The organism is Veronia pacifica (genome assembly GCF_001707825.1).
Classification (GTDB): Bacteria; Pseudomonadota; Gammaproteobacteria; order Enterobacterales; family Vibrionaceae; genus Veronia; species Veronia pacifica.
Genome location: NZ_LYBM01000050.1, coordinates 12,243 through 38,221, shown reverse-complemented (window position 1 = coordinate 38,221; position 25,979 = coordinate 12,243). Strand labels below are relative to the sequence as shown.

General features: G+C 46.8%; 24 protein-coding genes. 6 read left to right on the top strand and 18 right to left on the bottom strand.

The window, feature by feature from the left end; translation table 11 throughout:
• Positions 1 to 562 precede the first annotated feature (562 nt).
• From A8L45_RS19835 to A8L45_RS19825, 3 genes are all read right to left on the bottom strand, one after another.
• Entirely contained in the window at positions 563 to 1,081 is a 519-nt protein-coding gene (locus A8L45_RS19835) for a GNAT family N-acetyltransferase (protein WP_068905090.1), read from the bottom strand.
• 456 nt (positions 1,082 to 1,537) lie between these two features.
• Positions 1,538 to 2,380, bottom strand: coding sequence for a DUF3626 domain-containing protein (locus A8L45_RS19830; RefSeq protein ID WP_068905089.1), 843 nt, complete (start codon positions 2,378 to 2,380; stop codon positions 1,538 to 1,540).
• A gap of 191 nt (positions 2,381 to 2,571) precedes the next feature.
• The gene (locus A8L45_RS19825) at positions 2,572 to 3,132 is read right to left on the bottom strand and encodes a TetR/AcrR family transcriptional regulator (RefSeq protein WP_068905088.1); all 561 of its coding nucleotides are present in this window, start codon (positions 3,130 to 3,132) and stop codon (positions 2,572 to 2,574) included.
• Positions 3,133 to 3,270: 138 nt separating this feature from the next.
• Here A8L45_RS19825 and A8L45_RS19820 point away from each other — a divergent pair, with 138 nt between their 5' ends.
• The gene (locus tag A8L45_RS19820; protein WP_068905087.1) at positions 3,271 to 3,663 is read left to right on the top strand and encodes a hypothetical protein; all 393 of its coding nucleotides are present in this window, start codon (positions 3,271 to 3,273) and stop codon (positions 3,661 to 3,663) included.
• A 202-nt stretch (positions 3,664 to 3,865) separates the two neighbouring features.
• Here the strand turns inward: A8L45_RS19820 and A8L45_RS19815 are convergent, their stop codons facing one another.
• From A8L45_RS19815 to A8L45_RS19795, 5 genes are all read right to left on the bottom strand, one after another.
• Positions 3,866 to 4,354 carry a GNAT family N-acetyltransferase gene (locus A8L45_RS19815; RefSeq protein WP_068905097.1) on the bottom strand — a complete coding sequence of 163 codons (489 nt, stop codon included), beginning with the start codon at positions 4,352 to 4,354 and terminating at the stop codon, positions 3,866 to 3,868.
• A 694-nt stretch (positions 4,355 to 5,048) separates the two neighbouring features.
• Positions 5,049 to 7,001: an Imm49 family immunity protein gene (locus A8L45_RS19810; RefSeq protein ID WP_068905086.1), complete on the bottom strand. Its 1,953-nt coding sequence runs from the start codon at positions 6,999 to 7,001 to the stop codon at positions 5,049 to 5,051.
• Between the two features lie 290 nt (positions 7,002 to 7,291).
• Positions 7,292 to 8,299, bottom strand: coding sequence for an Imm49 family immunity protein (locus A8L45_RS19805; RefSeq protein ID WP_083228432.1), 1,008 nt, complete (start codon positions 8,297 to 8,299; stop codon positions 7,292 to 7,294).
• 321 nt (positions 8,300 to 8,620) lie between these two features.
• The gene (locus tag A8L45_RS19800; protein WP_083228431.1) at positions 8,621 to 9,040 is read right to left on the bottom strand and encodes a GNAT family N-acetyltransferase; all 420 of its coding nucleotides are present in this window, start codon (positions 9,038 to 9,040) and stop codon (positions 8,621 to 8,623) included.
• Positions 9,041 to 9,134: 94 nt separating this feature from the next.
• On the bottom strand, positions 9,135 to 9,899 hold the full coding sequence (locus A8L45_RS19795; protein WP_068905085.1) for a GNAT family N-acetyltransferase: 765 nt from the start codon (positions 9,897 to 9,899) through the stop codon (positions 9,135 to 9,137).
• Positions 9,900 to 10,789: 890 nt separating this feature from the next.
• On the opposite strand from A8L45_RS19795, the gene A8L45_RS24230 reads away from it, so the two are divergent.
• Positions 10,790 to 11,608 carry a hypothetical protein gene (locus A8L45_RS24230; protein WP_068905084.1) on the top strand — a complete coding sequence of 273 codons (819 nt, stop codon included), beginning with the start codon at positions 10,790 to 10,792 and terminating at the stop codon, positions 11,606 to 11,608.
• Between the two features lie 10 nt (positions 11,609 to 11,618).
• On the opposite strand, the gene A8L45_RS24670 is transcribed toward A8L45_RS24230, so the two are convergent.
• The 3 genes from A8L45_RS24670 to A8L45_RS19775 all read right to left on the bottom strand — a co-directional run bounded on the left by A8L45_RS24670 (position 11,619) and on the right by A8L45_RS19775 (position 14,370).
• Complete coding sequence (locus A8L45_RS24670) at positions 11,619 to 11,846, bottom strand: hypothetical protein (protein ID WP_068905083.1); 228 nt, start codon at positions 11,844 to 11,846, stop codon at positions 11,619 to 11,621.
• 350 nt (positions 11,847 to 12,196) lie between these two features.
• Positions 12,197 to 13,159: a ParB family protein gene (locus A8L45_RS19780; RefSeq protein ID WP_068905082.1), complete on the bottom strand. Its 963-nt coding sequence runs from the start codon at positions 13,157 to 13,159 to the stop codon at positions 12,197 to 12,199.
• An 11-nt stretch (positions 13,160 to 13,170) separates the two neighbouring features.
• Positions 13,171 to 14,370, bottom strand: a complete 1,200-nt coding sequence (locus tag A8L45_RS19775) for an AAA family ATPase (RefSeq protein WP_068905081.1) — start codon at positions 14,368 to 14,370, stop codon at positions 13,171 to 13,173.
• A gap of 583 nt (positions 14,371 to 14,953) precedes the next feature.
• Between A8L45_RS19775 and A8L45_RS19770 the strand changes: the two genes are divergently transcribed.
• Positions 14,954 to 16,009, top strand: coding sequence for a replication initiation protein (locus tag A8L45_RS19770; RefSeq protein ID WP_245680776.1), 1,056 nt, complete (start codon positions 14,954 to 14,956; stop codon positions 16,007 to 16,009).
• Between the two features lie 197 nt (positions 16,010 to 16,206).
• Here A8L45_RS19770 and A8L45_RS19765 read toward each other — a convergent pair whose 3' ends face one another.
• Both A8L45_RS19765 and A8L45_RS19760 read right to left on the bottom strand, forming a co-directional pair.
• On the bottom strand, positions 16,207 to 16,782 hold the full coding sequence (locus A8L45_RS19765) for an NAD(P)H-dependent oxidoreductase (protein WP_068905080.1): 576 nt from the start codon (positions 16,780 to 16,782) through the stop codon (positions 16,207 to 16,209).
• Positions 16,783 to 16,828: 46 nt separating this feature from the next.
• Positions 16,829 to 17,188 (bottom strand): MerR family transcriptional regulator, encoded by a 360-nt coding sequence (locus tag A8L45_RS19760; RefSeq protein WP_068905079.1) that lies wholly within the window; start codon positions 17,186 to 17,188, stop codon positions 16,829 to 16,831.
• Between the two features lie 406 nt (positions 17,189 to 17,594).
• On the opposite strand from A8L45_RS19760, the gene A8L45_RS19755 reads away from it, so the two are divergent.
• Together A8L45_RS19755 and A8L45_RS19750 are read left to right on the top strand one after the other, a co-directional pair.
• On the top strand, positions 17,595 to 18,197 hold the full coding sequence (locus tag A8L45_RS19755) for a TetR/AcrR family transcriptional regulator (RefSeq protein ID WP_068905078.1): 603 nt from the start codon (positions 17,595 to 17,597) through the stop codon (positions 18,195 to 18,197).
• 198 nt (positions 18,198 to 18,395) lie between these two features.
• On the top strand, positions 18,396 to 19,175 hold the full coding sequence (locus A8L45_RS19750) for a DJ-1/PfpI family protein (protein WP_083228434.1): 780 nt from the start codon (positions 18,396 to 18,398) through the stop codon (positions 19,173 to 19,175).
• A gap of 1,042 nt (positions 19,176 to 20,217) precedes the next feature.
• On the opposite strand, the gene A8L45_RS19745 is transcribed toward A8L45_RS19750, so the two are convergent.
• Complete coding sequence (locus A8L45_RS19745; RefSeq protein WP_068905077.1) at positions 20,218 to 21,609, bottom strand: HipA domain-containing protein; 1,392 nt, start codon at positions 21,607 to 21,609, stop codon at positions 20,218 to 20,220.
• A complete protein-coding gene (locus A8L45_RS19740; protein ID WP_245680775.1) occupies positions 21,593 to 21,889 on the bottom strand; it encodes a helix-turn-helix domain-containing protein in 297 nt (98 codons plus the stop codon). Before A8L45_RS19740 ends, A8L45_RS19745 begins: the two co-directional genes overlap by 17 nt.
• A 491-nt stretch (positions 21,890 to 22,380) precedes the next feature.
• Here A8L45_RS19740 and A8L45_RS19735 point away from each other — a divergent pair, with 491 nt between their 5' ends.
• Positions 22,381 to 23,148, top strand: coding sequence for a lipase family protein (locus A8L45_RS19735; RefSeq protein ID WP_068905076.1), 768 nt, complete (start codon positions 22,381 to 22,383; stop codon positions 23,146 to 23,148).
• 469 nt (positions 23,149 to 23,617) lie between these two features.
• On the opposite strand, the gene A8L45_RS19730 is transcribed toward A8L45_RS19735, so the two are convergent.
• The 3 genes from A8L45_RS19730 to A8L45_RS19720 form a co-directional block, all read right to left on the bottom strand.
• Positions 23,618 to 24,439 carry a hypothetical protein gene (locus A8L45_RS19730; protein ID WP_068905075.1) on the bottom strand — a complete coding sequence of 274 codons (822 nt, stop codon included), beginning with the start codon at positions 24,437 to 24,439 and terminating at the stop codon, positions 23,618 to 23,620.
• Positions 24,440 to 24,728: 289 nt separating this feature from the next.
• A complete protein-coding gene (locus A8L45_RS19725) occupies positions 24,729 to 24,917 on the bottom strand; it encodes a hypothetical protein (protein ID WP_068905074.1) in 189 nt (62 codons plus the stop codon).
• Between the two features lie 90 nt (positions 24,918 to 25,007).
• Positions 25,008 to 25,979, bottom strand: coding sequence for a phage late control D family protein (locus tag A8L45_RS19720; RefSeq protein WP_068905073.1), 972 nt, complete (start codon positions 25,977 to 25,979; stop codon positions 25,008 to 25,010).

Below are 25,979 nucleotides of genomic sequence, written 5' to 3'. Positions count from 1 at the left end.
TGTCAAACCTCATGTAGATCTTCTATCCGGGGTAGATGCTCGGGCACTTCAATACCGATTGAACGTAGGTATTCAGTATTCTTGTTTTTTAGTTCTTCCAAGCTCATTTCTCAGAGATCCCTAACGCCAGCTAGCACAGGCAAAAATTGCGGAGCAGTTTTTTGTCCTGTGGCTGAATTTGTTAGCCTTTGCTCCATGTCTTTCGCGGCTTACCGCCAGCACCTCTTGAAAAAGCTACCGCATTTCACTTTGCCGCAAACCGTATTTAAGCCACCAAGAAACAACAACCCGAGCACGAATTCAAATGTGTGATTGGAATTTCAGACACGTCGCTCAAACAAAGGCTGTTAGCAGAATTCGATACAAACCTGCGGCTATGAAAAGAGAGATTTTGCAGCTAAACCTCAGGACTCAGAATTCTAAAATTGATGGGGGATAACGCCCGCTTAAGTGGTGAGCAACGCAACCACCGCACTCAATTTGGGCACCGTAAACACTGAAGTAGACCCGAGCCAAAAATGCCAAGCGGTGGGGAATCACTCTTAAATTGTTTGTTATACCGCTACTCGCAACGCACCCAGTACCTTGCCAGAGGGTTAGGAAAGACTTTTCCTTGAACGATGTTTTCGAGTTGACCACCATTCGCTTCAATGACTTTACGCGAGGCGTAATTGTCTTCGTCCGCCGTAATTAAAGCTTTCTCAATGCCTAGCCTTTGAGCTTCAGGTAAGGCTAATTTAAGCATTTGCTTACCATAACCCCGACCTCGAAATGATGGTGCGATATCATATCCGATATGGCCTGCTTCCAGCGATAAAAACTCATTACTAATATTATGGCGAACTCTAATGACGCCTAGAATGGTTTTCTGCCAGTCGACAAGCCAAAAATGACTGCAAGGAACATAGCCTTCTCGTAAGTTCACACCTTCTGCTTCATCGTTCAAACGCTGGACATATGAGGAAAAATCAGCAATAGATTCACTGTAATATTCTGAATTTTCAGGATCATTGTCAGCGAAATCTTTATACATCGCTAGAAAAGCGGACTCGAGTTCTGACGACGGTGGAACTAATTCCATGGTATTTTTCTACTTGCGGTGTAACGCCTGCCAGCACAGGCAAAAAATGGCGGAGCGGTTTTTTGTCCTGTGACTGCACTTGTTAGCCCTTGCTCCATGTCTTTCGCGGCTTGCCGCCAGCACCTTTTGAAAAAGCGACCGCATTTAGCTTCACCGCAAACCGTGTTTAGGCAACCAAGAGACAACAACCCGAACCTGAATTCAAATAAGTGATTGAAATTTCAGACACGTCACTCAAACAAAGGTTGTTCACTGATTTCGATTCAAAACTGCGGCCATGAAAAGAGGGATTTGATGACTATACCTCGGGACTCAAAACGCTAAAATTGATGGGGGATAACGCCGCGTTAAGTCGTGAGCAATGCGACCACGAAACCTAACCATGCTACCGTAAACATAAATCCCAACGATGGAATGAAAAATGCCAAGCGTTGAGAATCACTCTTCAATGCGTTGTTATGCTCGTGCTGACTGGTAACCAAACCGAGCTAAGTAATGCCATACTTTTTTCACTTCTTGCTCATCGTAACCCTGCCTTGTAACCGCTAAACCCAGTACCTTTGCGTTTATGTTTCCGTTTAGCGCTAACTCTTCAGCAAGTTCAATGTACTTCTGACCTCGATAGTCAGGATAACGACTCATTTCTTCAAGACTAAGCGCATAACCGTTATGCCATTTAACCGGGACACCTAAGTTCACAGCTTGTTGCTCAATAGGGCTGGCACGAAAAATTGGGTCAAGAACAAGACATTCGATATCGTCCTTTACTGAGACTTCACCGTGTATATGGGCTTCGATATAGTCATCCAGCAAGTCTGAGTTTGAAGCAAGTGCTTTATCGATTAAAGGACTAACTCGATTGAAAACAGCAAAGTCTTCAGGTTCAAAATAGCTATCGGGATAACAAAACGTGGTTCGTTCAGAAATACTGGGTTTGAGTTGGAAGTATGACGAGCCAAAGCGAGGGGATGCTCCTGTTTCATAATTTCTGAAATTTAAAGCACCATATTTAGGTCGAAGATTATTTGAAGCATCATCGTATGCCCCATCAAAGACACTTTGCTCCCAAAGCCAGCGTTCACCACCAACATAAGCAGTCAAACCGCCATTACTGGTACCCGTTTCAAATTGGGATTTAAGATAACCGTCCTCGGCGATTGCTTGGAGTATTGGCTTATTCTCAGCAGTAAAGCGATCAGGATGGAAGTTAATTGTAATTACACTCGTTACCAAGGAATCAAGACCTTGAGACTTGAGTCTGACATTTTCGATTGCTTGCTCTACTACATTTTTAGCCATGAAATCTCCTATTTTCATTAAGGCGTAAATTCCCCTTATTTTTCCTCATCATTTTGAACGAGAAAAAAGGGGGCTACTAACTACGACCTGCCTAATTGTCATAGAGCAGACTCTATCTGATTGATAATGTGATTTAAAAGTCTGCTGGTCTGTGTCTAAAAGGCTGATTCATAAATTATTTGGGGCGTTTTCTACTTCAACAATAATGGAGCATTCGAGACACAAGCGGTAAGTAACTCCTGAATGAGTTTGTCATCGCTGAGAGCCCTTGAAACTACCACTCCACCAATCATTAAGGCCGCCAGAGACATCGCACTTTGTCGATCTGTTATTTCCCCATCCGTTTCTTTTTGCAACATCTCTAATAATTTCTCAAACACTTCACTGTATGCGTCTTTGATATCGGGACTTTGACTGAATGTATCCGTTGAAAAGGCAGCTAACGGGCAAGGTGAAACCTCATGCTTTACGTGCTCTTCGCTGAGATAGCTACTCAATATCTTGTTTAAAAACAGGTTATCTTCATCTGCGTATTCTGCCAGAGGAGCAGTATCTGTCGCTGCTAGAACGGCTTCTCTGTACAGTTCACTCTTTGACTTGAAATGGCTATAGAATGCGCCACGCGTTAATTCGGCATTTTTCAGTACATCCTCTAAAGAAACACTGTGAAAGCCTTTTTGCGCAAATAGTTCGATTGCACTTTTTAGTATCTTTTCCCGTGTTTCTCTTTTTCTCGTTTTAGGCCAAGGCATATATATTTCAAAATATTATGTTGAACATATTGTGGTGGACAGTAATCTTCGATTGGCATCTATAGAAGCTTTGTAAAAGAGAATTGCAGCTCAACACTCATCTTTATCTGAAATGACTCTTCGACATGAGGAAATGGTATGAACAAGAGAGCCGTCTATCTATCGGCGATGGAACGACGAGAGAAAATTGACTTTTCATTGCAGGGAATTTCTCAGTATGAGCTGTTACTTACTGCATACAGCAGTTGTGGTGACGGCTTCGAAAATGCCATAGGTTACTGTTTACAAATCCGAGAAGGAACGGGAGAAGAGGGCTCTGATAATCAGGTTTTTCTTCGTCACGCAGATGGCTCAATTCGAGTTCATCATCAACAAGCATTTTATCGAGTGGCTGATTCTGAGAAATATCAGATATTGTCTTTATTTAAAATTAAGCCTGATGATGAAAGGAAAGATATGGACTTGTGTTGCCCTAACGGAATTACACAGACTGGTTTTAGAGTCAAATTAGCTGGGAACTGTTATTCGTAGTCTCGCCAATAAAATAATATCTGCAAAGCCGTTGCCTGTGAGGCAGCCCCTGAGTGGGCTGTCTACTTTCGTTTTATAAACTCTCCTTCGCATAAATTCGATTGTGTGCGGCAGACTTTGTAGTGAGGCACGAAGTAAAAAACGATAAAGGGTTTTATCAGCATGTACCGATAGTTTTGCGCGCTAATGGTGAATGGCCTTGTTATGCCATTATTATCTTTTCCATTAAAACCGCATTATCACCATAGCTTGAGCATATATTTTCCCCTGAGATCATCTTGAAGCCCTGCAATGACCAAAAACTATCTGCGCCTTGGATGGCAACAAGCGTTATTCTCTTAACCCCCTTCAATTCTGCAACTTCTATGAGTTTTGCCATCATTGCTCGGCCTATACCTTGCCCCATTGAGTGTGGGCTAACTGCCATATCATGGAGATATAAGGAATCACTTTTTTCAGTATCTAACAGAGGCTCAAATAACTTTGGTGGCTCAGATCCATTCCATGGATGCGCCAATAAATAACCTAAAGTGTCACCCTGATCTGAAACGCAAACAAAGCAAGTTTCTGGTGATGTGGATTGTTTAGACCTGAGCACATCTAATTCTTCTGGCCCAACTTCATGGTAGGCTTCATCTTGAATTTCCAGGACTCCGCGCCAGTTATCCTCTTCGATTTCTCTAATTTTCATACGTTTACTATGAAGGTGTAACAGGTTAATAAACCCCAAAGTGTCCAATATAATTCCTACGATTTGTCCAACATCATTCACGAGAGAAATTTGCGATCGTCTGCGCGCCCCGAACCCTCTGGCGTGAAGAGAATTGTCCATAATCCTTCGCGGGGAAAACACCAAAATGGGAAATATGAATTTTATTGGACAAATTGGCCGACATGGATATTTATATAGTGTCATCTTATCGGCTAATTACCCCATCTCACACAACGAGTATCTAGAAATTATTCATCCAGATTGACGATCAATTTTGGATAAGATCTTCTTATGTAAAACCTCGGTATTAGACTCGCATAGTGCTTTTGCACTCACTCAATTTTGGGCGGTTTTGAGTTAAGGTGTACTATGAAAAATATCAGTGACTTATGTATTAAATCACCTCCATCATGACTCCAACATCTTGCTTGGCACACTACTTACTCATTGAAAATAAAAATGGTGTAACTCAGAAAAAACGTAAAGGGCTTGGATTCGAATAGAGGGTATAAGGGGGTCACATTTCACGACTCCCTTGGATGGGGTAGCAGATAATGACGCCAGATGAGCTGGCGCAAATTTGGACGATTCCAGCACCCTATTTGAGTTAGAAAAAGCCGTCCAACAAAAATAGCGCCCGACGCAGATTTTCAAGCGTGCCGGGCTCTAAATGTTAGCTAATCGGAGTTGGTTTATTATCTACATCACCTTGCTCAATCAATTTGAGGATATAGTGATGTCGCTTGTTGAATTTACACATAAAGGCAATAAGAAGCAGGCATGGAAAAATAGTGAATACTCGGGGTATCATGAAACTCATGACTAAAAAGAAAATTGCCAGTGCTTCAATCGAGATCAAAAACCAGTTATCTTTTGTACTCAGTAGTTCTGAGCCTTGTATAAATTGGTACTTGGCTTGCAGAAATATACCTTTGTGAATTTGGATTTCAAGTTCACCGGAGCTTATACTTTTCGTTTGGACTCGGATCGTATACCACTCTCCTGCAGCAAAGAAGACAGTTCGATGAGGAGAAACCAGACTAACCTTATAGCTATCGATATAGTCACCATTCAATTTAACTTTCATCTTCCCACTCATGCTTAGCTGCATCTCTACATGTTGGCCATCTATTTCGAAAATCCAGTTATGATTACCAACGATAAAGCTTGGTTTCATTTTAGAGATAATAACGGCACCTTTGACATAGTTAATATCATCCGGTGTATGAGCACTGTCTTTTAGCGTCGAAATAAAGAACCATGGTGCAATATTTTTACCTTCCAAATAGCCCGTCAGAGAATCTGTCAGATATTTTAAGTACTCATCATGGTTGGGTAGGTTGACGTTGAATTCAGTCGAAATATACGCCATCGGCGTGAGTTCGTCATTGATCAACGTCATTTCCAAGCTACCGTCGACTTCACGATTAAATGAAGGTTCTGCATCAATCGGAGGTAACCTGTTTTCGTCGAGAACCCACTGATAAATCAGGGCACTAAACTCCTCCAAATTGATCTGACTCGAAGACGGCGCTGGAATACCTATTGCCAACCCCATAGGTTCACTTACTGATGTTTTCGAGTGGGTATCTTCTTCTACTGAGTTTGGTGAAGGCGATGCGGCCCTCAACACAACATCCAACTCAAACACTGGCGGGTTTGCCAATACTTCTTCGCGGGTCGGCCCTTCACCTTTTATCAACCACTGGGGGGTATATTCAGTATCAAAACTGACGGTTTCTCCAGTACGCTGGAAATGCGTGGCTAAAAAACCCGTCGTAATGAGGTGAAAGAGTGCTGCCTCATTAAATAAACTCAGTGAGTCTTCGCCAGTAGGTCGGTTATTCTGTGCAGGAGCAATATAGGCATAGAACTCATAATTTGCATCGATTGCAGCAATGACAGCCTCATCGAGCGATGTTTTCTCATAACCCCACGAGATGACCACCAGACTGTACATCGGAAAGATCAGCCACTGGTAGTAGTCCTGCCAGTATTCGCAATTTGTTGCTTTGCCGATACTCTCATCATCAATGTACTGATTGACGTCTTTTAGCAACTGCAGATGGCGCTCTTGATCATCCTCACCAGAAAAATAAGCGTGAAAGAGACGGAAGAACGCTTGCTCGATGGGCAACAACTCCACGTTATCAGGATTATGTCGCTGAACAAGATCGGTATCTTTCACAGACAACAGAACAGAAAGTGCCTCTTTATCCCGTGCAATCATGGCGGCACTGATACTGTTCAGCCAATCCGTTAACGTACCGTAGTGGTCATCTTTCTGCTCACTTGAAACCGAAACACGTTGTCCAAAAAAGGTCAGCGAAATCTCCTGACCTTGCTTGCAGTGTATTTCCCAGTGATTTTTTCCTAACTGACTCATGTAGCTTAAGATCAGTGAACAATGCTCTCGTGGCAACTCCATCAAGAGAAAGTCCGCAAGGCTATTATAAAAACGATAGAACTGGCTTTGTGCCCTGCGTTGATAATGCTTAAGATTTTCTTCGACAGAAACGTCACTGTCTTCAAAATTCCATCTTAGGCTATTAATTTGTGAGACTGTCAGCTCATCACGGATAGGGCCCAAAAAATGGGCCTTTTTATGGTGTTCTTTAACCTGCATTTTTACTTACCAATACGTCTTCTTACTTTGTTCAAATGCTAACATTAGCCACCCAAGAGTAACTATTGACGAATACAATTTTTTCGTCTCTGAACTGCGGTCACATCATTCGATTAGATAGAAATCAGTTGGCTGCCCGTTAGCGATTTTCTAACGCATTTTTTAATGCGGTTTTAAGTTACGCCAGATAACCAGAATGCGAACGGCGAACTCAGATGACTTGGTGTCTATTTCTTTGGAAATGAAAGCAGCGAGGCAACGGAGTCTTCAACTTGCCTCGCGGGCTTACGTCAGCGTTGCAACACAACATCCAACTCAAACACTGGCGGGTTTGCCAATACGTCTTCACGGGTCGGCCCTTCACCTTTTATCAACCACTGGGGGGTATATTCAGTATCAAAACTGACGGTTTCTCCAGTACGCTGGAAATGCGTGGCTAAAAAGCCCGTCGTGATCAGGTGAAAGAGTGCTGCCTCATTAAATAAACTCAGTGAGTCTTCGCCAGTAGGTCGGTTATTCTGTGCAGGAGCAATATAGGCATAGAATTCATAATTTGCATCGATTGCAGCAATCACAGCCTCATCGAGCGATGTTTTCTCGTAACCCCACGAGATGACGACCAGACTGTACATCGGAAAGATCAGCCACTGGTAGTAGTCCTGCCAGTATTCGCAATTTGTGGCTTTGCCGATACTCTCATCATCAATGTATTGAGTGACGTCTTTTAGCAACTGCAGATGGCGCTCTTGATCATCTTCACCAGAAAAATAGGCGTGAAAGAGACGGAAGAACGCCTGCTCAATGGGCAACAGTCCCTTATTGCCGGGATTGTTTAGTTGAACAAGGTCAGTATCTTTCACGGACAACAGAACAGAAACTGCTTCTTTATCCCGTGCAATCATGGCGGCACTGATACTGTTCAACCAATCCGTTAACGTACCGTAGTGGTCATCTTTCTGTTCACTTGAAACCGAAACACGTTGTCCGAAAAAGGTTAACGAAATCTCCTGACCTTGCTTGCAGTGTATTTCCCAGTGATTTTTTCCTAACTGACTCATGTAGCTTAAGATCAGTGAACAATGCTCGCGTGGCAACTCCATCAAGAGAAAGTACACAAGACTATTATAAAAACGATAGAACTGGCTTTGTGCCCTGCGTTGATAATGCTTAAGATTTTCTTCGACAGAAACGTCACTGTCTTCAAAGTTCCAAACTAGGCTCTCAATTTCAGACTCAGTCATTTCTTCGCGGGTAGGGCCCATATAATGGGCTTTTTTGTGGTGTTCTTTAACCTGCATTTTTACTTACCAATACGTCTTCTTACTTTGTTCAAATGCTAACATCAGCCACCCAAGAGTAACTATTGACGAATACAATTTTTTCGTCTCTGAACTGCAGTCACATCATTCGATTAGATAGAAATCAGTTGGCTGCCCGTTAGCGATTTTCTAACTCATTTTTTAAGCGGTTTTGAGTTACGCCAGACAAGCTGGCGAGGGTTCGGACAGAGTAAATTTGGCAAGGTGAGCTCTGTGTTCGCCTGATGTATAACGACAAACATAGGCAATTTACGTCTTACTGAAGGTGTTTTTAGTTAACCTGAAAGCCATTGTCTCTTGTTATGTGAATGTTTTCTCATGACTAACGTGGTGCGTATTTACAGGTAAATAACCACAAGCTTCGTAAAATTGACTCGCTCTTAATGTATCGGTAAATAAGGTTACTTTCGTGAAATACTGAGTCGCATGTTCTTCAAGAAATTGGAGCAATTCGCGCCCAACACCCAAACGGCGACTGCACTTACTGACGTAGAATCGACGCAACCGTGCGCAGTTATCTTGACGATTAATACCGCCGATAGCGACCAACTTACCATCGACCCTAACAGTAACAAGGGTTTCACCGTGCTTATTGAACTTATTGACTCCGCTTGCAAAATCATTTTGAAGTCGGGCTAAAAAGTGAAAACCCTCTGATTGGCTTTCAGTCAGCAAAGCTTCAATATCGCTTGGTAATTGTTCTGCTTTCTCAATCTTCATAAATTCACATAACAGTATTAAACACCTGAACATAAATCAGGTTAAGTGTCGTACTTCGAACATGAAGCCAAGCGCCTTCAAGCTACATATGTTCCTACTTTCGGGGCGCAAACATCCATGAATAATCTTGTAGCACTTGGAAGCCAAGCCTGTTAGCCAGAGCTATCGATGCCGAGTTACTCTTGTGACAACTCCACCACGGGGCGCGACCTTCAGATAGGAGTTGATTGATATAGTGTTTACACACCAAACTCGCAAAGCCATTTCGGCGGCAGTTTTCCCGCGTCGCAACTGCAATTTCGACATTCTTGTCGGTTGTATATGATGACCAAGAGCAGGCTACGATTTCGCCATTTCTCAGCAAACACAAGCCACTACCACCGGCCTCAATAAAGTCATCGGGCGAGTTCCAGAAAAGTCTGAAATCTGGGTCTATTTCGCCTTCAATACGTTTTGCTAACGACAAATCAATTCGCTTTAGCTCTAGCCCTTCTTCTAAGGATTGCACAATAATCGGGGACAAAGGTGCGTACTTAAAGCTAAGTCGCTCTACCACTCCAAATCCATGTTTCTGAGACATGATACTCTGGAATTCAGCGTCGTCTGACATGAGAACGATGGCTCGGTGCTCTTTGAATAGTTCTGCGACCTTTTCCAGATAAGCACTCTCTGCATTTCCCCGAGAAATTAATACAGCCTCTACACCACGTCGAATAAAGAAAAATACTTCTGGTTGTTTTATATTGTCGACAAAAAAGATTGAATCTTCAGCGTATTTAACTGCTGCTTCAGTTAACGTTTTCTCAAAAGTCGCTTTATCAATTTTGTGTTCAAAATGCGATGCTTCCACTTTAAGCATTTTTTAACCTCGTTGAGTATTTACCTACGTACATGTACCAAGCTTTTCCGTTCCCCAATACGCAGGCTAATGATATCAGTACTGCGTATAACGCCTGCCAGCACCTTTTGAAAAAGCCACCGCATTTAGCATCGCCGCAAACCGTATTTGAGCCACCAAGAAACAACAACCTGAATGTGAATTCAAATATGTCATTGGAATTTCAGACTCGTCACTCAAACAAAGGTTGTTTAGTGATTTCGATACAAACCTGCGGCTATGAAGAAGGGAATTTGGCGACTAAACCGTGAGACTCAAGACTTTAAAATTGATAGGGGATAACGCCAAGTTAAGTGACAGACGTGAGCGAGTCTTCGACATATCCTGGTCGTACTTGTTTCTCTGTTTCATCTGGCGGCGATATTTTCCCATTGACGTGGAATTAACAAGGTGTTGAGCGCCAGTTTCTTTTTTATTTTATTTATACGTTGATTTACCTTTACTTATTTTAGTCTTTTTTGATTTTTCTTTACTTGATTTCACATTTCTGGGGTTATTTTCATATGACGATATACCTTGAGATTTCATTCCTCCAACTCTAGACATGTAGTCACTCCTGAGATTAAATAGAAAAAAAATATACTAATAATAAATTTTATAAAGATCAAAATAGTTTTTATTTACCAGCCTTTCCTCCTCATCTGATACATAATCTCCGTATTTGGCTTCACCACCTAAATCTTTTTCTTCATCACCTCTATCTTTGGCTTCATTACTTCAAACATAATGCATTCTTTAAATAATCTGGACGCACTACTCAAAGTAATATTTTATTTATCTATTGTATTCGCGAGAAATATGAATATTTGATAGCGTCTAAAGCGGGTTTTTAATAAAGGTAAATATAAATAGTGAATAAAAAATTCGTTATCATACTGAGCTTACTTTTAGTCTTTGGCATATTTTATCTAAATAAAAACAAGGGGGAGCCTCTCCAGTTAGCCAGCTGTGAAAAGTACGCTCTCTCCGATGTGGTGGAAACACCCATTTACTTTTATGTCGACGCCAGAATAGAGAATGTTGATATTGATAGTAAGGTTAAATATGCCAATGAAGTGCTCAGGAATTCCTGTATCCCGCTAAAAAGAGTGGTCTCAGGTACTGAGGTTATCGATGTCGCTACATTTAAGGGATTAAGCCCTGCGTTAACTGAATTTGTCCCGAATACCGGCCTGCTACACAGTGAGCTTTCAGATCGGGTAGGTAAAGAAAAGCTTAAGTCACACGGCGGTGACGGCCGTTACTACGGTTTGATACTTTCTTCCGACTACAAGGTGCTCCATAGGACCTGGGGTATTGCACACCTAAACTTCGGCAACAGTTTCTTTGTTATGTCTTCAGATGCATCTGATGGCACCCTTGAACATGAGCTTGGGCATTTATCCTGGGCGTTTCATCACAACACCACTGAAATGACACTTCAAAACATAATATTACCTCAACACCATGACCATTTACGTCCTTATGCAAGAGGCCATTACTGTAAAGGCGCGAATACTATTATGTCAGGAGCTGAACATGCCAGAGAGTCAATTCCCGTTTACTCTTCACCAGATATTTTTCGATTTGGTCAGGCGTGTGGCGTGAAAGAAAGTGCGGATAATGCGCGCCATATGAGGGAGTTTGCAGCATGGTTGAGTGAAAAACAAAAGACCGTCCCATCATCATAAGCATGCCGCGCTACGCTGTGTATGACTGAAGGCTTACCTGTGTATTTTTTATAATATTTTCCCGGTTAAAAAATACAATCAGCACAGTCTTTGTAAAATGAAAACGCATCGTCTCACGTGGCTTGGGGTATTTACCCTGAGCCACTTTTTTATATCCATACCCGGTCAAACAGACATGCTCTCCTTGGTCTTTACCAGCCAGCGTCGTAAGGAAAAAATCAATACATTCCTCAGACACAATGTGATCCGGTAATTTGAGGCCTTGAACGGGCGTGCTGAGGCGATGGCGGAAGGACGCTCAGTTTGCAGCAAATGTCGCGATGGGATGCGGCACGGTATGAAGAAGTAAAAATCGACGCAATTATACGTATTGCACAGATACATATTGTACAAATACTAATTGCACATAGATATATTGCATTTGGCGCCGTATAGCCATCCGCTTCGACAAGGTGTCCGTTTTCTTATCTGGCAAAACGGGATATAGATTATTGTCCAGTCACATCACCTTGGCGATTTCACCCTGAAATAAAAAGATAAAAACATTAATTATCAATTATTTAATAGTGAAATCGCCATGGCGAATACTTAGGATGCCAAGTGTTTTTTCAGTACGGCTTCAACCGCTGCATCCAGATCTTTAATCACTGATTTAGGCAGACGACTGAATTCAAAGCTGACCGTACGGTCTTTTTGCTTGCGGCGGGCATAAGTGTCTTTATCGTCAAAACGCCACAGTGGCTGGGTGGTCACCTTGGCTTTCTGCGGTTTAGCCATCAGCGCCGTGGCCTGCTGGCGGTAAGCGCGCATCAGAGACTCTTTATATGCATCGGCGGCTACATCGCGGGACAGGGTTTCCTGCTCCACCATCACAGCGGCGATCAGGTCAACCAGATCGCGCCCCGCTTCTGCAAACGACTCACTCAGAGCCAGCAGCAATTTGTAGTCGGGATAGCTCAGCTCTGACTGCACCGGAAACACCGACAGCATGTCTGCAGGAACAGAGGCGGCCTGAATTGCCCGGGTTACCTTGGCCGGAGACAGTTTCTCGCTGGCGGCAATGGCTTTCTGGCTCATGCCCTGTTGTTTCAGCAGCAACAGACGCTGGCCCACTTCACGCAGGTTGTGCTCGCGGGCAGTCTGAATATCGGCGGCCAGCTGACGCGCATCGCTCTGGCTCAGTGGCTGTTCGGTGACCAGAATGTCCAGCCCGGTTCCGCTGAAAAGGGCGGCGGCGCGGCGGCGGGAACCATCCAGGATCTCAACCCGGCCATCGTCGCCTTTGCGGCCAATCGCCGGAAAGAACTGCTGCAGCACCAGTGTCCGGCTGATATCCGCCACAGAATCCTCGGTCAGCGCCTGTTGGTCGCGGCCATTGGTCTGGCTGTCGACGAAGGTGTTGGCATCCAGTTTGTCGTGGTCAACCCGTGACAGGGTAAAGGTCGCTTTTTCCCCGGAGGCCAGCGTATAGGTATGGGTGCGAGCTGTCGCTGGCTCGTCCTTCAGCAGCTGGGTATCAAACTTGCGGCCAATGGGTGTGCGTTTTTTCATTGTTATTGTCCTTATTCAGACCGGATAAATTCGATACGGTCAAATACCGCTCGGGCAAAATCTTCGGTGGCCACCCGGGCGCTTTTCAGGGCGTCGGTACTGCCGGCATAGTTGACCGGGTTGGCCGAGATCACGGTATCAAACGATTCGCCGCAACGCTCGAAGGCGTCGAGGCGGGGCAGGGCGGCGTCAAGCATGTCGCCGCCAAAGATCTCTTTGGCAAAACTGTGGCAGAGTTTGTGGTCTGCCTTGTTGGCAAGTTTCGACATAAAGCCGATGTTCGCCACCAGTGACAGCGGGCAGCCGCTGTCTTCGATGATGCTCATCAGCTCCGGCAGGCGTGACAGGTACTTGAGGGTACTGTGAAAATCTACCTGCGCGGGCGGCACCGGAGTCATCAGCAGGTCCGCCGAGGCCAGCGCATTGGTCAGGAAAGCATCGAGATGGGGGCCGCTGTCAACAAAGATAAAGTCATAGTCGCCGCGCACTTTTTCAATCAGGTTGTCACGCAGCACGGCGTGTACGTTCTGGCCCGGCAGGTGCTCGGCACACAGCTCGTGCCAGGTGGAGGCAATAAAGGCATCCTCGATGGAGGCGGGCAGCAGGTCAACGCCCGGCACACCGGATGAAACGATAAACTCTTCGTGCAGCTCTTCGCGGCTGACATTTTGCAGCATGGCCTGCGCGGCGGTATTGTCCACCGAGCCGATGGCATAGTTGTGGGCGAGGAACATGGTGGCCGATGACTGGGGGTCAAGGTCTATCACCAGAATGCGCAGATCTTCCATCAGCAAATGAGGGTGGGCTCTCAGGCCGTGGGCCAGTGACACCGTGCTGACGGTTTTCGATACCCCGCCTTTTAGGTTGCCCACGTTGATCACAAAACCGCCGTCACGGCGCTCGCGATAGCTGGGCACCTTGCGGTGGCGGTAGATATCAATGATATTCTGAATGGTCATCGCATAGACCCGGGTCGAACCCGCCTGGCGCTTGGCAAACTCATAGCCCGCCTCTTCCATCTCAGACACGGTTTTATCAACAATGGCTTTTGACAGCCTCGGCATCTTGGCCACTGTCGCCTTGGTAAAGGTCTGGTGATATTCCGTGGCATCCAGCTCGGCTTTCTGGCTGTTGATCTGTTCCGTCAGGGCAGACAGCATTCGAAGAGAACGCTCTGCTATTCTGTTGGTCTGCTCATTCGGTGATGACATATCAAAATTCCCTCATACATGCAGCATTTTTGATTTTAATCTATAATGTTGCATGTTAGCGGATAACGATGGATTATGCATAGTTTTTTTCTGTCTGCCCGATATTGAACGCTGTAATTGTGACCCGCTTAGACAAGTGACTAACCTGCTGATTTGTTTAGGTATCACGGTCATCAATGAGATGACAAGGGTGTGAAGACAGAGGTGAGAAGACTGGGCAACGAGCCTGCGTTAAAGCACCGATGTGGCCGGGGAAGATGTCTTTTTGGCCGGACGCGGACGAAAAGGGGTATATGGGATCTTTTTTTTCTTTTAATGGTCACATATTTTTCTTTCATCGTGCCAACCAAGGGAATTCAAGGCCGGGCAGGGGAGCTGAAAGGACGTTTTTTTCTTTGCCATGGTCGAAAAGTCACAGGTTTTTCTTTATCTGGCCTTGCAGTCTGGAAAATTTGTCATAGGATTGAGACTTAGGGTTACAGGGTTTTCTTTTCTGGAGACGATTCATAGAAAAAAGTGTGATCTGTAACGTTACTGCCATCCCGGCCGCAGAAAAAGATGTAACCATTAACAGGAGTGAACAGTGGCAACAAACCAAAATGAACAACAGGTGATCCTGACCGATGACAGCCGTCAATTGCCGGCGCAGTTTTTCAAGAAAAGTCATGATCTGCTGTTCAGCCAGTTGTCACTGAGTCCCCGCGAGCACGATATTATGGCCCTTCTGCTCAGCCGCCTGCATGAAGACCACTGGCAGTCCTTTATTGACGGCACGGCTATCCGCGCCCCGGCCTACCAGTTTAAGTCGGATGTCCTGTGCGACTGGCTCGGCGTGTCAAGCACCAATTTGTATAACACCCTGAGCGGGCCGGCAGAGAAGCTCTCTAACCGACTGATTGGGGTGCGCAACCCCACCACCCGGGAATTTGATTTCATTACCCTGTTTAAGCGGCTGTCCTACAAGGATGCAGTGCTGACCATTATTCCCAACGATGAACTGATGAAAGAGTACCTCGGGGTCGCACAGGGCCACGCGCAGGTTGACCACAGGGTATTCCGCAAACTGAAAAAGGAACACTCCAAACGCCTTTATCCTTTGCTGTCGCGCTTCAAAAACCAGTCACACACCCTGCATCCGCAATCCATTGAGGAGCTTCACGGCTTTTTCGGTCTGCTGAATGAAAAAGGGGAGCTGCTGAAAACCAGCTATGCCAACAATAAGGTGTTTATTGACCGCTGTATCCGGGCGTCGATTGAGGAGATCAGCAAACACGACCCCAACCTTGAGTTTCTGGTCAGCGATGACGGCAGCTTTGGCTACCGGGCGATCCGCCGGGGCCGGAAGATTGCCAAGATTGAATTTCTTTATCACTGGCGCAAACCGGTCAACAAAGAGGAAGCGGCAGAGCGCAGCCAGCTTGGCGATACGCCGTCTCCGGTTGCGATGGCGGAGATGGTTTACGATCTGGTGGCTGGCTTTGAGCCGGGCCAAAGTGGCAACCCGACCGTGGAAGAGCTGAACGGCATGATGATGTACTCGGCGCAGCTGATGGAAAGCGGCCGGGCAATGGACGGGGATTTTATGGTGCGGTTCAGCGCGGCAATGCGCGAGGCTATGGCCGAAACCAAGCCTTCGTGAATCCGGTGCTTTGCGTGATGTCAGGCTTTGCCTTGAGAGAAAGCGGCTGGTTTTACGTGAAAGCAGCAAGTTTTGATACGCGTTGACTGGCTGGGCAAATAAAAAAGTGATATCCAGATAACGCGCCCGTGATGCTTTATCTGAACACCAAACAACTAAGTCAAATGCAAGGTTTTAGCCTCATTAGGGCTTCATGTTTATTTGAGATTACTCGCCAGCTTGGACACTTTGCCGAGCCACACTTCTCTGCTTTCAGGCTTTGAGTTGATAACGGGGCCAAAATACGTCGATGTGCGGTTTTTTATCCCTGTAAAATCCAAGGTGCATTTTTTTAACTGTTTATACACTGCGTTGCCTTTCACGAATTTGTACCAAAAGGGCGGCGTATCAAGGGTAATGATAAGCTCGGACGTTCTACCCTTTAATAGCTTCTCAGGGATGGCTTTGCCCTTGGTATATTTAAAAGCAAAGTTTGGTAAGAATGTTCTGTCGATCAGGCCTTTGAGCTTTGCAGGCACAGTACCCCACCAAACGGGACTGACGATAACGACATGTTCGGCCCACATGATCATCTTTTGAAAGTTCGCGAGGTCAGGCTCCATCTCTGTGTTCTTGTCGTAGCCCGCACTGAGGTTCATTTGAAAATCCAAATCACCGACGTGGATTTGTTCAACCTTGTGATGCTTGGCAGCAACCGTCGCATACTGGTCTGCCATTGATTTACACAGGCTGTCTGATTTCGGGTTACCGTTGATAACTAACACTTTTTTCATGAGGTTTGATTCCCTTTTCATGTTTAAGCGCAGTCTACACTCTCACCTATAGGTCAGAGTCAAGGGCCTGATTACATTTATTTATCGATATTCGATAACTCTCTATGCGGCGTTTCTTTACCTCTAACACTTCAATCTCTTTTTCGACCGACTTTTGTTTCTCAATCAAAAAGTCACTGACCAATTTCCAATCGAAATCCTCATCATCAGCTTTCAGGCGGCTCAAATCTGATAAAGAGATACCTAATGTCTGCGCTTCTTTGATCAACATAATCAGGTTTATGTTTTGTTCGCTGTAGACCCGGTATTTTCCTGCGCGTCTGACATTCAACAAGCCGATAGATTCATACAGCCTTATTGCTCTTTGAGTCGCACCCGTTTGTTCAGAAGCTTCCTTGATATACACGTTCCCATCCCACTATTCATCAGGCATTACAGTATGTTCTGACGCATCAACACTGTGTTTACATCAAGAACAAAAAATAACATGAGTAGCAGTAAATCAACACTGTGGTTGATAATTCAGGCACACAGCACAAACCGCAACCTTGCCTTGGCAACATACAAAGGCGCCAACATAGAACATGGGTTTCACCCTCCTGCCTTAGAGCTAAAAACTCCCCTCTCACTTCCTTTTAATATTTGCCATTGTCTACCTTATGCATTATTACTCTTCAACGTTGCGGTCTTTACCCCTCTGCTAAGAATCATTAAAAGCCTTTGCCTGTATCTTCCTGTTAAAGACAACTCTTATAAAGGTCGAGTGTAAGGCCGGAATAGATTCAGAAGCGAGTGTGGAAGGAATGTAGTCTATGACCAGAGTATTAAAACGAAGCCAACGACGGTTGCTGTCAGCATTCCGCCAATTGTTAAACGAGAAAGAATATTATGACATTAGGGTAGCTGAAATCATCAGCCTGGCTGACGTCGGTAAAACCACTTTTTACCGACACTATGAACGTAAACTCGATCTTTTTATTGAAATGCACCGCGAAATCTTCGACACAATGCTGCAAGAATTGGTTTGTCGCGATGACTGGCTGAGTAAAGAGCCACGGCCTATGTTGATTGCAGTCGCAATGAAAGCTGTTAGCAAAACGGGGGGACGGCGTTCAATCGCGTATAAACTTGGCAGTGATTGGCCCCATGCACAACGTCAATTGAGTGAAAACTTAACCGCGACAATCAATAGACAATTGGGTACAGCGTTTAGCGGCGCCAAATGGACCACAAATCAGGAGCAATTAGCGGGCGCACTCGCTGCATTGTATATGGATTTCTTAATAAGATTAAACAGTGCGGCCAATGAGAAAGCCGCTTTAATCAGTGCGCGCAGCCTGCAGTGTTTCTCTCGGGCAATGGTTTTAGCGGCACTGGAAGAAGCATCAGGTGATGCTGCGTGTCCCACATACTAGCGTCGCACTTTATTGATCCTATAAGGATATTGACCATCTCATGACGTCAACAGTGGCGATAATGAGCGCTGTTATCGAGATAAACGGAACGATTGTTGCCAAATGTTCCTTTCGGAACCTGGTGACGACTTCGTTCCTGTTGGTGATCATCTAAACACCTTACACTGCGGTCGTCTTGTGAAAGCAGCCGGAGTTACTATGAAAATATCACCACAACGTCGTCAGTTTATCAAACAGTCCATTTGTGTTGCTGCTGCCACTGGTGCCGCAGGGTTATCAGCGACAGCAGCAGCAGAAACCCATGGTCGTGGTATCAACATCGACCCAAATAAGCTCAGTATTGGTATTTTCCTCTACCCAAATATGACCATGCTGGATGCTTATGGACCATTACAAGTGCTCGCGGTGAGCAGACAGTTCAATGTTTTCACTTTTGCAAAACACGCCAAGCCACTGCCATCAGATGCACACGTTGATTTGTTACCTCACTATGGCTTTGCTGATTGTCCAAATATCGATGTACTCATCGTGCCTGGTAGTGCTAATCCCATCGAACAGATCAAAGATGTTGAAGTGATCTCGCGATTACGTGAAATTGGTGACAAAGCAAAATATGTCACATCGGTATGCACCGGATCACTGATCCTGGCAGAGACTGGTCTACTGGATGGCTATCAAACTGCAGTTCATTGGGCTTATGCTGATGCGCTGAAAAAATATCCTAAAGTCACTCACGTCAATCAACGTGTTGTAAAAGATCGTAATCGTATTAGCGGCGGGGGAGTGACATCGGGTCTTGATTTTGCGTTTACACTGGTTGCTGAATTTGCAGGCAAAGGGCGAGCGCAGGCCTTGGAACTGTTATTAGAGTACGATCCACAGCCACCATTTAATACCGGTAACCACAACACGACGCCAAAGGCGCTTAAAGCTGCGGTGCAATCTAAAGTGTATGAGATTGGTAAGGGATTATTTTAACTTTCACCTAGTCCCCGATAAGTCATGGGCAGGGAGAACAAAAAACCTCTTTTGCTTAGGCTTTATCTGTAAGCTGTCTCTATAAGGCAGATATTTCGCATATCTGTTTGCAGCAAAGGCTTCTTCAAATGTTATTCAAAAAGAAAAAATGATGATTGTCGATGTGGGGAAGTGGGTAAATCTTTGATTTATCGACTTATCCACACGGTATATAACACTATATGGATCTTTATATGATCTATAAAGATCTATAAAGTATATAAGCCAATATAAAAACTTTAAATTCAATAACTTAATACGATTTAGGTAACGGGTTTTTCTTTTAACTGATCCTTTATTTCTGATAATAGATCATATTTTTCTTTTAGTGGTCACCTATTTTTCTTTTACCTGATCCCTTTTTTCTTTTAACGGTCACTATTTTTTCTTTATAAATATCGAGGCCTATGAATTCTGGCTCCAGAGCAGCGCCAACAGGACGTTTTTTTCTTTCCTTTCCTCTAAAAGTCACAGGTTTTTCTTTATCAGCGTTAATTCGCTGCGAAACACCTCTTGATAAGCCTATTAAGGTTACACATTTTTCTTTAAATAAGCGTCTGTACGGAAAAAAATGTGACTTGTAACAGGAATGCCATACTGGCAGCAGAAAAAGAGGTAACCTTTAGCCATCAATGCAGCGGAACTGGCCGACATAACAAGCCCTGTTAACACTTCAGGCGGGTTATCCTTCTACTCTCATCGTTTTTGTAATGTGACATTGTCACTAACCGTAATGTGCCTTCAAACCTGTAAGTTTAAGTGCTGTTTTACCCTCATTGCATGTATGTTCTCGGTTTTGTTTAGTGCGTTGCCATTTTAAATATATTAATTACATTGATAAAAGTTATAGTGCATTATAACTTATTAGTTAGAGATACATACAAATAAAAACCGCTACAAAGACAAAGTCGCTCGTCAATAAAAAACGGCATCAAAGACGATGGTACCGTGCAGCTGCTTTGACATTAAATACCTTGGCCAAAACTAAATGCCGTAGCCAACGTTAAAGAAGCGCGGTCATTTCCTCTATCAGCCCAGCTTCTTCTATCAGTCTGTTGCACTCAGTGGTTATCAAATCGGCACACATTGCAATGTGCTCGCTTTCTTCATCGTTGATGGCCAGAGCGATGACCTCATCCTTGACCGCCTTGACTGCAGAGTGAATAAGGCGGGCAGTATCACCCACCACTGCGCTTAGCTGTGCAGGTCGAAACCCTGTTTCCCTGGCGAAATCAGCCAGGTGATAGGCGGTGATGGGAGGCTCGAAATTCCCTGCGGTGGCCTCGTTATCTGACGGCCAGTCTCCTATCGACATCGCGAAAACCCGCGGGATACTCAGATCTCGTCCTGCCTTTTCGCCATTTCTCATCGCTCCCTGCCGGGCCAGCGCCTCAATATTGACAAGATCGTAGAACGGCGCCAGTGCGAGACCAGAACGTTTGACAAAGAAGCTGACATTCTTGCCGTGGGCATCGTAGTTGAATATTGCCAGATTGAACGCCATCCAGCGGAGCAATCTCATTCGGGTATCGGCATTGTCTGTCGTCTCGACCTTAAAAAGTTTGGGGAAGGACACGCCGTCTCGGATGTATTTTCCTTCTCCTGCGTCGCCGTGCTGCCTTTCGTATTTGTATTCGGGAGGTAAATCGGTTGCCTGACAGCCATCAATGAGGTGTGAGCGGATAACGATATCCCTGTCTGCTAGGTAACGGCGGTCAAACCGCTCAATGACCAGGGTGCGGGTAGTACCAAAGGTCGCCAGCTCAACCTTGGCGGCCTCAATACCGACTGTGCTGGCAAGGCGCATACAAAAATATTCATTGATGGCGATACAGGGCACTTTTCCGGTTTCAAACTTCATGATGTGGGTCGAGCACAACGCGCCTTCCCCAAACCCCCATTTCCCCTCTCGGTGGAGCAGGTTGAGTTTGTCCTGCACGCCTGCAACGGAAAGCCTTACCTTTCCGTCCCAGAACACCAGCGGGGCGTTGTCACGCTCCAGCCTTTCTACCAGCTCATGGTCAGGCACCTCGCGAAAGCCGGTGGCGGGTACATCACTTTCCGCTGAACGAAACGAGAGCAGGCCCGAGGTTTCCGCGCCAAGTTGTTTGATAAGCGCGTAGGTATTGCCTTTGCTGATCGTGGTATTCGACACCATCTCATCGAAAGCCGCCCCCTCAGGGAACAGGTTGCGAAGAAAGTTATTGATGCTGCGCGATGTCGCGCCGCCTTCAAGCGGCAGGTGAGGGGAGATGGGAAACCCCTTGCGCGCCCATTCCGGGTCATAATCGAGGGTAAAATCATTGGCGGTACCAACAGGCAGGGACAGGGTGCCGACGTTTACCTGCGTACCGGCGATGATGTCCAGCTGATGCCGCTTACTCGAACCAGCCATCTTGTTCCTCCACAGAGTCGGTTGACCGCACAGACCCCTCAGCGTTGAAGGTGTGTGCGAGGGTGAGATGAAGGCCGAGAATATCGAGCAGTTTGATGATGTGAATGAAGGTCACGTTGGCATCGCCACCTTCAATTTTCATAATGGTTTTCTTGGACACGCCAATGCGCGCCGCCAGCTCGTCCTGCTTCCAGCCGCGAGCTGTCCGTCCTGCCCTGATGGCCTTACCCAACAGGGCCATTGAGAAGGAAGCATTGAGATCAGGCATCCTAGATGGCAAGACCGCTTTACCTTTCCCCATAATTAAGTGCCTTATATTTCACTTTAAACATCAAATCCGCTCATTATCCTTATAAAGTCCATTATAGCTCACTTTAAATAAGATTTCTGAATCACAGCATTAAAATATCCACTATAAAGGACTTAAAAGTGCATTTTACGTGTGATCACGGCAGCGATGCTTAAACTATCTTACAGACAAAAAAGGGCATAAGCGCGCAACAAACAGGCATATTCACGTGCAACAAACAGGTATAGCGACGTGCAAAAGGCTAGGGTAATTTCTTCCTTTCGCTGTCATAAACCCATAATTTTCATCACTTTCCGACATCTCTGCCGGTCGCGGTCATGATCTCACTCGCGCCTGACACCGCTTTCATACGTTTTCCTTTCCGGTGCTGATAGGTTGAACGGTGAACAGCGGCAGGAAGCAGATAGGCCTTTTGGCCCGAACATGCCGCGCACTACTAACCCGCTGAGTAAGGAGAAACCGTGGACATACCTGCAGGATGTAACATCGAAGTGGCGCTGGAGCTCGCCGCCCTCAGTGAACAGACCTATCTTCAGCTTGAGGCCTTTCAAAACGGTCAGACCTGGCAAAAACCACAGGGCTATCACATCAAAAAGGTCATGATGGCAGAAGAGCAAGACGGCGAGGTCGAGGTGCCCATCGGATTTATTGCCACAAAAGGGGACAATGTGTACGTCTGCTGGCGGGGTACCCAGACGGCAGAGGAGTGGCTGGACGATCTTAACGTTCCGCAGACCCGCTGCGATTATCTGCCCGGCGATCTCAAGGTGGAGGAAGGATTTTATCAGGTGTACACGGGAACACCGGCGGCCTCACCGCAGCAGGTGGTGCGGGAATACCTCAGCAAAAAAGTGATCACGGGCAAGCTGTACGTCACCGGCCACAGTCTGGGCGCAGCCGTCGCAGTGCTGAATATCATAGATATCGCGGCCAACACGGCGCAGACCCATCCTGTGCTTTATACCTTCGCCGGTCCCCGCGTCGGGTCGCCGGAGTTTGCCGATTATTATAACGCGCAGATTGAGCAGTCTTGGCGGGTGGTCAACAGTCATGAACTGGTGCCAAAAGTTCCACTCAAAGACACCTTTTCCTATGACTACCAGCACGTCAATGAAGAGTTTGATATCACCTTTGGCGAGGTATGGACGCTTGGCGATGATCACGACCTGAGCAACTACATCACGCAGTTGAAAAAGATAAAACAGGCAACAGCAGTCACCCCGGCATAGGCCGTTTTCCCATCTCTTCCACCCCTGCGCCTTCCTTGTGCAAGGCGCGCGCAGCGCCTGTCCGGTCTTATTAGGCAGTTTCAAGCATGTCAGTAGGCCGGGCGGTCCCGCTTGCTTTCCGCCACACCGCGGCCAGACAGTCGTCAGACTAAAGGCCCCTGCGGTGACACCGAATGGCTTTTAAAAAAAACACTCAAAAAAAAAAAAAAGATCTTTTGCCCTGTATGTTGTTTCTTTTTATTTGGGGGAATGTGCGCCAGTTATTAGTCATATCTCACGCCAGTTAGGGTGTAAGTAACTTATTATCACAAGAAAAAAATATGAATCAGGTTTTCATTTCAATCGGGGATCGCAAGAAGAGAAGCCTTACAGAGAGGCGTTTTGCCGTCTGATATGGCGAAGGGGCAGGGGTCTGGGAAACGGGCACGAAAAACGCCGCAGTGAAGCGGCATCAAAAAGGAAGAGGGACTCAGTCCGGCGTGTCGGGCAGGGGCAAATTCAGCAAGGCGCGAATAGCCGTCAGTGACAGCCTGCCTGCGCTGTTTATCTTGTTGCCAAAATGTTCGACAGGCCGCTCAGAAGAGTGCTCAGACAAACGTCTCAGCCGTGCCTGCTCCCGCTGCCGGTTTCGCTTGGCACGCAGGCTGTCATCGGTGCGGCGATAGCTTTCCAGCGACGGCGATCCCTGACGGGAAGACAAACGTTTGTGTTCGACACGCTGACGGGCCTTGTTGCGCTGCACACTGGCCCAGCGGCCAAGACCGAGCAGGTCGAACAGATACATATTGAGACGTTTAATCGAGGCGCTCCCGCGCACGGCGGCAGGCTGTTCTCGGCTCACGGTGCGCTGCTCAACCGACAGGTAAAGGCCGCTGCGTTTGAGGGAGTAGATGGCGTTGTCCACAGTGCGGGGAGGCATGTTGAGAAGCTGGGCGAACAGGCTGTTTTCACAGCGTTTCAGTACCCCGGCGCTGTCACGCACCGCGACCAGATTGGCGGCCAGATCATAATGCAGAATAGCGGTCGCCAGCACTCTGGCCACGTTACAGTAATGATCGGCACGCTGACAGATACGCACCCCGAGACGGCTGCGGTCTGCCATGCTGTCCACCACGCTGCGGGCGGCCTGTAGCAGCACAAAAGGTAACCGGGGACTGACAGTAAAGCCCAGACACGCCGACAGATGGCTGGCATTGTCTTCTGCCATCGCCGCTGCCCAGCGCCGTTGTTCTTCACGGGAATAGGGCTGATAAGCCCTGCGCCGGAGTTGCCCGGCGCCTTGATTGCTCATAGTGTTCGATTTTTACTCAATCGGCTTGCAGCTATCGAACGCAATGCGTAGAATCAGCAGTGACTAGTTTTTGGTGCTTTTTCCATGTCGCCAAACATGGAATTCTAACGGGCATCACGAATGATATTAAACCCCGCTGCCAGGCGGGGTTTTTGCTTTCAGGCCAGGGTTGATAACGTCCTTCCTGCCCGGTTGCCATACCGGATAAAACAGGTCGGGTGTAGTGTCTGTCTCGGCTCCTCTTTGTTCTGTCTGTTTTTTTCCTTTTTTGCTCTGCGAGATTGTCCTGTCAGGCCTGTTCCTGAAAAATTGCCTGTTCATTGAGGTGCTGTGCCAGTACGCTGGCCTGAAGGATCGCCAAATGCAGGCCGGGATCACAGATATCTTCGTTTGCTGCCGAGGCCGCCAGAAAATTCAGCAAACTCGCCAGGTTTTCCAGTGTGCCCCGGGCTGTTCCGTCATCAAAAACCGTTGTCATAAATACCCCTGTCTAACTACTGTATATTTATACAGTAAAAGAAGAGTGATGCCAACATTTCGTGTCTTGGGCCGCCCAGTATTGTGGATATCATCGAGCCTCATAGAGCTGGAGACGCGTGGTGGCAACGCCTCCGGCGGTGATCATGTGGGTTGCCTCGGCAATGATCCACTGCCCGTTGGCCGCCGCTCGATGACCGCTGATCCGCACCCGGGCTTCTGCTGCCAGCGCCGGATTCAGGGGACGTTCAAGAGACAAGTGACGCCGTGCCCGCTGTAACAGGGTCAGCTCACTGCTGGCTGCCTCGGCGGCGTCCTCACCGGAGCGGAAGCCTGTTTTCAGTACCAGTAACGGCTCCCCCTCACCGGCTACTTCCTGTTTCCAGCGTTGACTTTTTTCGTCAAACCAGCGTCCGGCGACCGCGCGGTATTCACTGCGCTCAGCGATCCGCAAGGTGCCCCGGGAGTGGGCCGGATCATCAATCCGGTGTTCGGGCATCGCCTTGCCGCTGGCACTTTGTCCGGTGCCACGAGGAGTCACCAGCAAGCGTCCTGCCACGGGTTTGGCAACGGCGCCCATTTGGGTAGCGAGGCGGGTGAGCAAATTGAGATCAGACTCGCCCTGCTGGTTGATATGCTCAAAATGGCGGTTCGCCAACACAGTGGACACCACAGGGGTGAGCCCGTGAACGGCGGCGATCTGACTGACCAGATCTCCAAAGCGGATATCGGAATAGGTGCGGGAGCGGGGGGATTTGATGGCATCGCGGAAGGGGGCGGCGGTGGCGTGAATGATCAACTGGCGGGTCTCAAGCGGCATTTCAAGCTCTGTCACCTGATAGAGACCTTTATAAGACTGGCGGTCTCCGGTACCCAGCCAGATCTCGAGCTCGGCACCGGTGGCCGGAAACGCAATCTTGTCATCACGGTTATCCAGCGCCAACATCACGGTGTCTGCCGCCAGACCGGCGCGGTCTGTCACCAGTAACTGCTCCAGCCTGTCGCGCAATACCGCCGAAATATCCCGGCCGTTAGCCAGCACTTTGTAATGTGTTTTTGCCAT

Excerpts from the sequence above, each read along its gene's own strand:
- A8L45_RS19730 (WP_068905075.1), bottom strand. The coding sequence starts at position 24,439 with ATGAGCAATCAAGGCGCCGGGCAACTCCGGCGCAGGGCTTATCAGCCC.
- A8L45_RS19835 (WP_068905090.1), bottom strand. The coding sequence starts at position 1,081 with ATGGAATTAGTTCCACCGTCGTCAGAACTCGAGTCCGCTTTTCTAGCG.
- A8L45_RS19815 (WP_068905097.1), bottom strand. The coding sequence starts at position 4,354 with ATGAAAATTAGAGAAATCGAAGAGGATAACTGGCGCGGAGTCCTGGAA.
- A8L45_RS19825 (WP_068905088.1), bottom strand. The coding sequence starts at position 3,132 with ATGCCTTGGCCTAAAACGAGAAAAAGAGAAACACGGGAAAAGATACTA.
- A8L45_RS19765 (WP_068905080.1), bottom strand. The coding sequence starts at position 16,782 with ATGAAAAAAGTGTTAGTTATCAACGGTAACCCGAAATCAGACAGCCTG.
- A8L45_RS19780 (WP_068905082.1), bottom strand. The coding sequence starts at position 13,159 with ATGAAAAAACGCACACCCATTGGCCGCAAGTTTGATACCCAGCTGCTG.
- A8L45_RS19750 (WP_083228434.1), top strand. The coding sequence starts at position 18,396 with ATGAAAATATCACCACAACGTCGTCAGTTTATCAAACAGTCCATTTGT.
- A8L45_RS19755 (WP_068905078.1), top strand. The coding sequence starts at position 17,595 with ATGACCAGAGTATTAAAACGAAGCCAACGACGGTTGCTGTCAGCATTC.
- A8L45_RS19830 (WP_068905089.1), bottom strand. The coding sequence starts at position 2,380 with ATGGCTAAAAATGTAGTAGAGCAAGCAATCGAAAATGTCAGACTCAAG.
- A8L45_RS19820 (WP_068905087.1), top strand. The coding sequence starts at position 3,271 with ATGAACAAGAGAGCCGTCTATCTATCGGCGATGGAACGACGAGAGAAA.
- A8L45_RS19800 (WP_083228431.1), bottom strand. The coding sequence starts at position 9,040 with ATGAAGATTGAGAAAGCAGAACAATTACCAAGCGATATTGAAGCTTTG.
- A8L45_RS19720 (WP_068905073.1), bottom strand. The coding sequence starts at position 25,979 with ATGGCAAAAACACATTACAAAGTGCTGGCTAACGGCCGGGATATTTCG.
- A8L45_RS19725 (WP_068905074.1), bottom strand. The coding sequence starts at position 24,917 with ATGACAACGGTTTTTGATGACGGAACAGCCCGGGGCACACTGGAAAAC.
- A8L45_RS19795 (WP_068905085.1), bottom strand. The coding sequence starts at position 9,899 with ATGCTTAAAGTGGAAGCATCGCATTTTGAACACAAAATTGATAAAGCG.
- A8L45_RS19745 (WP_068905077.1), bottom strand. The coding sequence starts at position 21,609 with ATGGCTGGTTCGAGTAAGCGGCATCAGCTGGACATCATCGCCGGTACG.
- A8L45_RS19775 (WP_068905081.1), bottom strand. The coding sequence starts at position 14,370 with ATGTCATCACCGAATGAGCAGACCAACAGAATAGCAGAGCGTTCTCTT.
- A8L45_RS19805 (WP_083228432.1), bottom strand. The coding sequence starts at position 8,299 with ATGCAGGTTAAAGAACACCACAAAAAAGCCCATTATATGGGCCCTACC.
- A8L45_RS19810 (WP_068905086.1), bottom strand. The coding sequence starts at position 7,001 with ATGCAGGTTAAAGAACACCATAAAAAGGCCCATTTTTTGGGCCCTATC.